Annotated in this window: 6 protein-coding genes and 3 pseudogenes; 7 read left to right on the forward strand and 2 right to left on the reverse strand. The window is 52.9% G+C overall.

Going from position 1 to position 6,721, the window contains the following annotated elements; genetic code table 11:
- Positions 1-436, reverse strand: a pseudogene (locus FEV53_RS19090) (IS6 family transposase); the annotation flags it as partial.
- Positions 437-530: 94 nt separating this feature from the next.
- Here FEV53_RS19090 and FEV53_RS19095 point away from each other — a divergent pair.
- The 5 genes and pseudogenes from FEV53_RS19095 to FEV53_RS19115 all read left to right on the forward strand — a co-directional run.
- A pseudogene (locus FEV53_RS19095) lies at positions 531-668 on the forward strand (IS5/IS1182 family transposase); the annotation flags it as partial.
- Between the two features lie 313 nt (positions 669-981).
- Positions 982-1,761: a hypothetical protein gene (locus FEV53_RS19100; protein WP_142836276.1), complete on the forward strand. Its 780-nt coding sequence runs from the start codon at positions 982-984 to the stop codon at positions 1,759-1,761.
- A 387-nt stretch (positions 1,762-2,148) separates the two neighbouring features.
- Entirely contained in the window at positions 2,149-2,790 is a 642-nt protein-coding gene (locus FEV53_RS19105) for a hypothetical protein (RefSeq protein WP_142836277.1), read from the forward strand.
- 286 nt (positions 2,791-3,076) lie between these two features.
- Positions 3,077-4,209, forward strand: a protein-coding gene (locus FEV53_RS19110) for an IS3 family transposase (RefSeq protein ID WP_246100937.1) whose coding sequence is annotated in 2 segments (ribosomal slippage) — positions 3,077-3,356 and positions 3,356-4,209 — 1,134 coding nt in all. Because the reading frame shifts where the segments join, the coding sequence is not laid out codon by codon here.
- A gap of 311 nt (positions 4,210-4,520) precedes the next feature.
- Positions 4,521-5,177 carry a hypothetical protein gene (locus FEV53_RS19115; protein WP_142836279.1) on the forward strand — a complete coding sequence of 219 codons (657 nt, stop codon included), beginning with the start codon at positions 4,521-4,523 and terminating at the stop codon, positions 5,175-5,177.
- Between the two features lie 198 nt (positions 5,178-5,375).
- Here the strand turns inward: FEV53_RS19115 and FEV53_RS19120 are convergent, their stop codons facing one another.
- Positions 5,376-6,155, reverse strand: a complete 780-nt coding sequence (locus FEV53_RS19120; RefSeq protein ID WP_221931680.1) for an MvaI/BcnI family restriction endonuclease — start codon at positions 6,153-6,155, stop codon at positions 5,376-5,378.
- Between FEV53_RS19120 and FEV53_RS19125 the strand changes: the two are divergent.
- Together FEV53_RS19125 and FEV53_RS19130 are read left to right on the forward strand one after the other, a co-directional pair.
- Positions 6,126-6,317: pseudogene (locus FEV53_RS19125) on the forward strand (IS6 family transposase); the annotation flags it as partial. The gene FEV53_RS19120 and the pseudogene FEV53_RS19125 overlap by 30 nt on opposite strands.
- A gap of 45 nt (positions 6,318-6,362) precedes the next feature.
- On the forward strand, positions 6,363-6,721 hold a 359-nt coding region (locus tag FEV53_RS19130; RefSeq protein WP_142836148.1), incomplete at its 3' end, for a transposase.

A 6,721-nucleotide genomic window follows, 5' to 3' on the forward strand; every position in this document is an offset into this window, starting at 1 on the left:
CATGTTGTCGAGACCGGCCAGATTGGCTCCGCTCATTATCAATGACCACCTTGTCCGGCCAGCCGTTCCGGTCGATCTTCCGCTCGAAGAACCGGGTGGCTGCATCTTCATCGCGCCGTTCAGACAGCATAAAATCAAGGGGTTGACCGTCCCGATCCACCGCCCTGTAGAGATAGGTCCACTCGCCCTTTACCTTTATGTATGTTTCATCGACGCGCCATGATCTGGCGGTTGCCGCTTTGCGCTGCTGCGCCACGTCTGCAATCAGCGGCGCGTATTTCACCACCCAGCGGTTCAGCGTCGCGTGATCAACAAGGACGCCACGCTCGGCCATGATCTCTTCCAGGTCACGATACGATACGGCGTAGCGAACGTAGAAGAACACCGCGTAAAGGATGGCTTCTTTGGGATAGTGGGCGCCCTTGAAGTCGATCATCCTGTCATTCCGTCAGCGGTGTCGTTGGAGCTGTCAACATACCGACGTCACCCGCTAGACGGAAGATCACACCCGAAATTTGCGACAGAACCCACAGACCAACGACATGGGCGGGACGCTGGTGCGCACCATCGGCCTCACCCGCGCGAAGGCGAAGATCGGCATGAAGAACCTCGCCTACAACATGCGACGGCTGGCGCAGCTACGCCGCCTGAACCCTTGTCCGGCGTGATCCAGAGCGCCGACTTCAGGCCGACGGGGCCGAAGCCTGCAATGACAAGGCGGAACGGGCCATGGCTATGCCGCAAAACATCCCCAAAAGCCACTTCCTGTCGGCGTCACGCCACAAAACTCGTGCAGATCAGCCGAAGGCAGTGAAAAATCGAGGTGCCCATATGTTACACATGACTTAAAGATCAGGCAAATCTATCGCTGTTTTACTATGGGTGGGCGGAGCGCCCACCCTTTGGCGGCGTCGTAAGAGTGTGATAGGCTGCCAAATGATAGTCATTTCAATTTGTAAGGGTGGGCGCATGACGCGGCACATGCTTTTCATGGTCAACTTGGGGGTTGCCGTTTTTGGAACCACAATTGCATCCGCTGAAATTACCCGGCCTACGACAATGGCCGAGCTAACTTCTCCAGAAGCCACCGAGGCCATGATAGCAGAAACTGGTGCTTTTAAGGTGGACATGGGAGGGGCTGGTTCATTGGTGTTTTTACGACAGCCAGATGGAACTTATAAAATCGCTGGAGCTTTACCCAGAGGAAGTCGCGTACCCGGGTGTGATGAGGTTTCGTTTCAACGGGGTGAACAAACTGAGTATTTTGGGGTCTGTAAAATTGAAGGTTGGAAGCCGCCAACCAATTTTGAACAGCAAATTGTTACTGCGTACGAATTTTCTGACTTTGCCAGACTTTTAGAAGAAACGCGAGCGCCTTTACCAGAAATTGGCGGTGGGCCGGGCCAGATAGATGAAATTCCGGCTTATGTTGCAGCCATTACTTACAATGGTGCGCCAGAAATTAATCGTAAGTTATGGGAAACCGCTGCGGCGGTGATTTGGAGTTGCCGTGAGCCAGAAGGTCGTAGTACAAGTGGCTTGGTGGCACCAACTTTAAAGATTGAGGCTTCGCGAGTAGATTGTCGTGACGCGAAGTCTGGACATAGCAGTGGAACTTTAGCCGCGGCGGAAGATATGCTTGCTATCACGGCAGATGAGCGAGCTGCCGCAGAAGCGAGAGCCCAAATGACCGCCGAAGAACGAGCTGCCGCAGAGGCTCGAGCGGCTTTTATCAGAAAGTTAATTGACCGGCTTTCTTAGGTGCTTGTGGTTTTGCTTTTTTATAGCCCTAAAATAGGTAGTAGATTTTAATAAGTGTTGGAACTTCGTCCCGGTTTCTGGAAAGTCTGATTGTTGACCCACGCGGCGATTTTCCGACTAATTTCTTCGAAATCCTTGGCAGGCGTCTGCTAGCTAGCTGATAGCTGAATGCCGTCGCTGGCGTTTGTAGAAGACCAAAATGTACTCGAAGATCACGCCATCACCAACTTTCGGGCATAGCTCTATTACACTTCACTTGAAGACACGCAAGAAAACAGGTTGTCTGGGGGTGTTGGAACAGGAGGGTTATGCGCCCGACCTTTGGCAAGCCAGCCTTGATGTGGTAAATTGCGACAGGGGTGTTCCATTTGTGGAAAGGTCGGGCGCATGGCGCGGCAATTGGTTTTGATGACAGCGATTATCACGGGTTTCTCGGGATTTTCGCGCGCGCAGGAAAATATACCCGACAACTTGATAGCAACCGTTTCCAGAATTGATCCCAATGCGAGAATTCTTGACAATGAACTTGTGGTAGCCTCGTCAGCCGAAATGGCTTGTAAGATGCTCAATGCAGGGCTGGGTTTTTCTGTTGCCAGTGCTGAAGACCCGCGAATTATTGCGACAGCCGGTTACGGTGACCTTGAGGTAACAGATGCTACTGAAACGGGCGATCTTGTTAGGCCAGAAGGCATGGATGAGTGTTATTGGCGGGCGTTAAATGATATCGCAGCACCAAACGATGTAAAGCTGTTAACCTCATTGTTTAGTGTTGAGACTGGTGAAGTGGAAATTCCAGCATTGCCAGTGTTTTTAGCAGATCCAACGTTGTTAGGCCTTAAAAAAAACGCTCTCCCTGCGAGGATCGCCCCAGAGTTTGCTCGTTTAAGAGGCGTACAGGCTGACGTATCAGCAACAGCTCAAATTGACTACTATACACGAGTTGCAGAAGTTGATGCAGAAGCTGCGACTAGAGATGCAGAAGCTGCTAGAGCTTTATTGCAGTCTGTTAAGGAAGCGACATCAAACTAGTTCTTATTAACAATTTTTTTCTGTTGTGGTGTGGTGATAAATAAACGCCATAGTTACTGAAGCCAAAAATATCGACGGGCTGGTAGAGCGTTCGCCCGATGAATTAGCCGCGGCTACGGATGCTGAGCAGGCTCGGGCGGATGATGCCATAAAGCCGCTTATCGGCCTTCACTCTCGCGCAACAGCTCCTTGGTTGGTAAGATTAACGCCCCCTTCGGATAGAGGTGGCCGCGGAAATTTGGGCCAGTCGTTAAGGTGGATCGTATGACGAAAGTGACGATCCAAAATGAAGAAACGCAAGAACCATTCGCCGGATTTCAAGGCCAAGGTTGCGCTTGAAGCGATCCGTGAGGAGATGACGCTGGCGGAACTGTCCAAGAAATATGGCGTTCACCCGACGCGGATCGGCACGTGGAAGCGGGCAGCGATAGAGAACATGGCGACGGCCTTTACGCGCCGTGGTTCGGCTCCGGAACAGGTAAGCGCCGCTGATGTCGATAAGCTGCATTCGAAGATTGGCCAGCTGGTGGTGGAACGGGATTTTTTAGCCGAAGCCTCGCATCAACTTCTCGGGACGCGAGGCAAAAAATGGTGAGCCGAGATCACAAGTTAAGCCTTCGTAAACAGTGCGAACTGTTGCGGCTATCACGGTCACGGCTTTACTATCAGCCGGTTGGCGAAAGCGCAGAAAACCTGGGCTTCATGGAAATGATCGACAAGCAGTTCTTGGAAACGCCATGGTATGGATCGCGCCAGATGGCCCGGTACATGAAGCGGAATGGGCATCGATGTGGTCGGCATCGAGTACGGCGCTTGATGCGTCTGATGAGGCTGGTGCCGATTTACCAAGAGCCAAACACCAGCAAGAAGCATCCCCAGCACAAGATCTGGCCATACCTGCTGCGCAACATCGTGATTGATCGCCCCAACCAGGTCTGGTGCGCAGACATTACCTACATCCCAATGCGGCGCGGGTTCCTGTATCTCGTGGCGATCATGGACTGGTACAGTCGCAAAGTCTTGGCCTGGCGTCTGTCCAACAGCATGGATGCAGACTTCTGCGTGCAGGCTTTGAAAGAAGCAATCGCCAAACACGGTACGCCGGAAATCTTCAACAGCGATCAGGGCAGCCAGTTCACCAGCGGTGCTTGGATTGACGTCCTGACAGACGCAAAGATCAGGATCAGTATGGATGGCAAGGGAGCATGGCGCGACAACCGAATGATCGAAAGATTGTGGCGGTCGTTGAAGTACGAATGCGTCTATCTGCACGCCTTCGAGACTGGCTCAGAAATGCGTGCCGGGATCGGTAAGTGGATGACCTACTACAACTCAGCGCGACCGCACTCGACCCATGGAGTGTTGACCCCCAACGAGGCCTATGCCAGCAAAACAAAGACAATGAGAATAGCAGCCTAAATGAACCCCTGATCCACCTTAAACCGGCTGCAAGCTGGTCTAAAACCTAGGACCACCTCTATCCTTGGCAGGCGTCTGCTAGCTGATGGCTGAATGCCGTCGCTGGCGTTTGTAGAAGACCAAAATGTACTCGAAGATCACGCCATCACCCACTTTCGGGCATAGTTCTATTACACTTCACTTGAGGACACGCAAGAAAACAGGTTGTCTGGGGGTGTTGGAACAGGAGGGTTATGCGCCCAACCTTTGCCAAGCCAGCTTGATGTGGTAATTTGCGACACGGTTGTTCTATTCATGGAAAGGTCGGGCGCATGGCGCGGCAATTGGTTTTGACGACGGCGATTATCGCGGGTTTCTCGGGATTTTCGCTCGCGCAGGAAAATATACCCCAAAACTTGGTAGCGACCGTTTCCAGAATTGATCCCAATGCGAGAATTCTTGACAATGAACTTGTGATAGCCTCGTCCGCCGAAATAGCTTGTAAGATACTCAATACAGGGCTGGGTTTTTCTGTTGCCAGTGCTGAAGACCCGCGAATTATTGCGACAGCCGGTTACGGTGGGCCTGAAGTTACAGAAACAGTAGAAACTACGGCACTTGAAATGCCAGCCGGCATGGACGAGTGTTATTGGAGAGCTTTAAATGATTTAGGAAATCCTCGTGATGTAGCTATTTTAGCTTCATTCTTTAATGCAGATTCAGGTCTAGTTGAAATTCCACCTCCACCAGTTTTTGCTAGTGGAGAGTTGTCACCAAAGCTACTTGGTTTTGCCGAAGATGAAGAGTTATCTATGCCAGATATCGGTAAACGTTTTGGTGAGCTTATGGTCTTGCGTAGTCAAGCTAATGCAGCAAGTCAGAGTGATTATTATGCCCGAGTGGCAACTCTTGAAAGACAAGCAGCTGAAGATGATGCAGCAGCATCCAGAGCTCTGCTTGAAGATTTGCGTAGTTTGGTTACAAACTAGTAATTACTAGATTTAAAACAGTTTTTATGATATATTATTAAGATAATGATCTTATATGGTTATGTTTGAAGGCACTGAACAAATCGATGTCTCAGCCGGTGGTGCTCCGCAGGCAGAGCGTTCGCCCGATGAGTTAGCGGCGGCTATGGATGCCGAGCAGGCTCGGGCGGATGATACTATAAAGCGCCTTATCCGCCTTCACGGGTCGATGTTTTCGTGAACACTCGCCTGATAGAGCGTAGTCAGATCGTTGTGCCTTACCCGAAACTGGCTTCTGCGCTTGGTCACCGGCGCTGGCGTGTCGGCTCTCTCCATCTTCATTCCCGGATCATAGTAGATCGCGCCTGACGCCAAAGCACCCAGCAATAGCAGAACGTCCGTTCCTTCACACAGCTCGACACGCGCACCATAGGCGTACTCGGGTGGTGGCGCGCGCATCAAGGACGGTACATAGACGGCCTTGGCATGTTTGCGGTTCCAATGGCCGATCACGCCCCGGAACCCCCATGACGCGGCCACCACGTCGTCCCGGTCGATCAGAGCAATCTGGCCGTCCACATTGGTGATCTTGCCTTTGTCCGCATCAAACCCCTCCAGCACCAGTTTCAAACCGGTATCCGCGTGGAAATCCCGGCCGTTGGCATAGATACCCCCAAAGTTGATCCTGCCGGGCTTGCCAGACTTGTCCGGATAGCCATAGCGGCGCAGGAACGCCTCTACCCCCTGCTCACGGTACAGGCCGCCGGTGGGTTCCGGCGTCATCAGCGTGACCGGGCTCTTCGCCAGATAGTTCACGAAATCCCGCACGCCGTACTGTTTGACCTCCCAGCCCAGATAGTCCGGTTCCGCATAGCCGTTGGGCGAGATGCCCAGTTCGGCCTCAAGGGTGTAGCCGCCACGGCACTGTAAAGTTAGTGCGGTGATCTTTGGGATATGGGATCTGGCGGCATGATCCCCGCTGACCTCTATCGCCGCCACCGTTTCCCGCCGGACGTGATCGCCTATGCAGTTTGGCTGTATTTCAAGTTTCCGCTCAGCCTGCGGATGGTTGAAGATCTGTTAGCCGTGCGCGGGATCATCGTGTCGCACCAGACTGTGCGGGCGTGGGCAGAGAAATTCGGTCGGCAGTACGCCAGAAGGGATTGCCAACTTGCAGACGCGCCCGAGGGTGTTTAGCCGGTCGCCATGAATGTACCAGCTGAGATGCCGCGCCTGAAGGGCTACCGTTTTCCCCGTGAAGTCGTCGCCTACGCCGTTTGGGCCTATCATCGGTTCGCGCTGAGCACGGCGGATGTAAAGGATCTGCTCGCCGAGCGAGGCGTCATCGTCAGCCGGGAAGCCGTTCGGAAATGGGTGAACCGGTTTGGTCGGCATTTCGCGCATTGCATCAAGCGCGACCGGCCCGCAGCGTCAGATAAGTGGCACCTCGATGAAGTCGCCGTTCCGATCAACGGTATCAAGATGTGGTTATGGCGGGCCGTGGATGGTGAGGAGGACAAGAAATTGATCCGGGGGATCAATTTCCCGACGAACGCGATGTGCTC

This window comes from Palleronia caenipelagi, assembly GCF_007004065.1.
GTDB lineage: Bacteria > Pseudomonadota > Alphaproteobacteria > Rhodobacterales > Rhodobacteraceae > Palleronia > Palleronia caenipelagi.

Coding starts and splice junctions, on each gene's coding strand:
- FEV53_RS19115 (WP_142836279.1), top strand. CDS start 4,521: ATGGCGCGGCAATTGGTTTTGACGACGGCGATTATCGCGGGTTTCTCG.
- FEV53_RS19100 (WP_142836276.1), top strand. CDS start 982: ATGCTTTTCATGGTCAACTTGGGGGTTGCCGTTTTTGGAACCACAATT.
- FEV53_RS19105 (WP_142836277.1), top strand. CDS start 2,149: ATGGCGCGGCAATTGGTTTTGATGACAGCGATTATCACGGGTTTCTCG.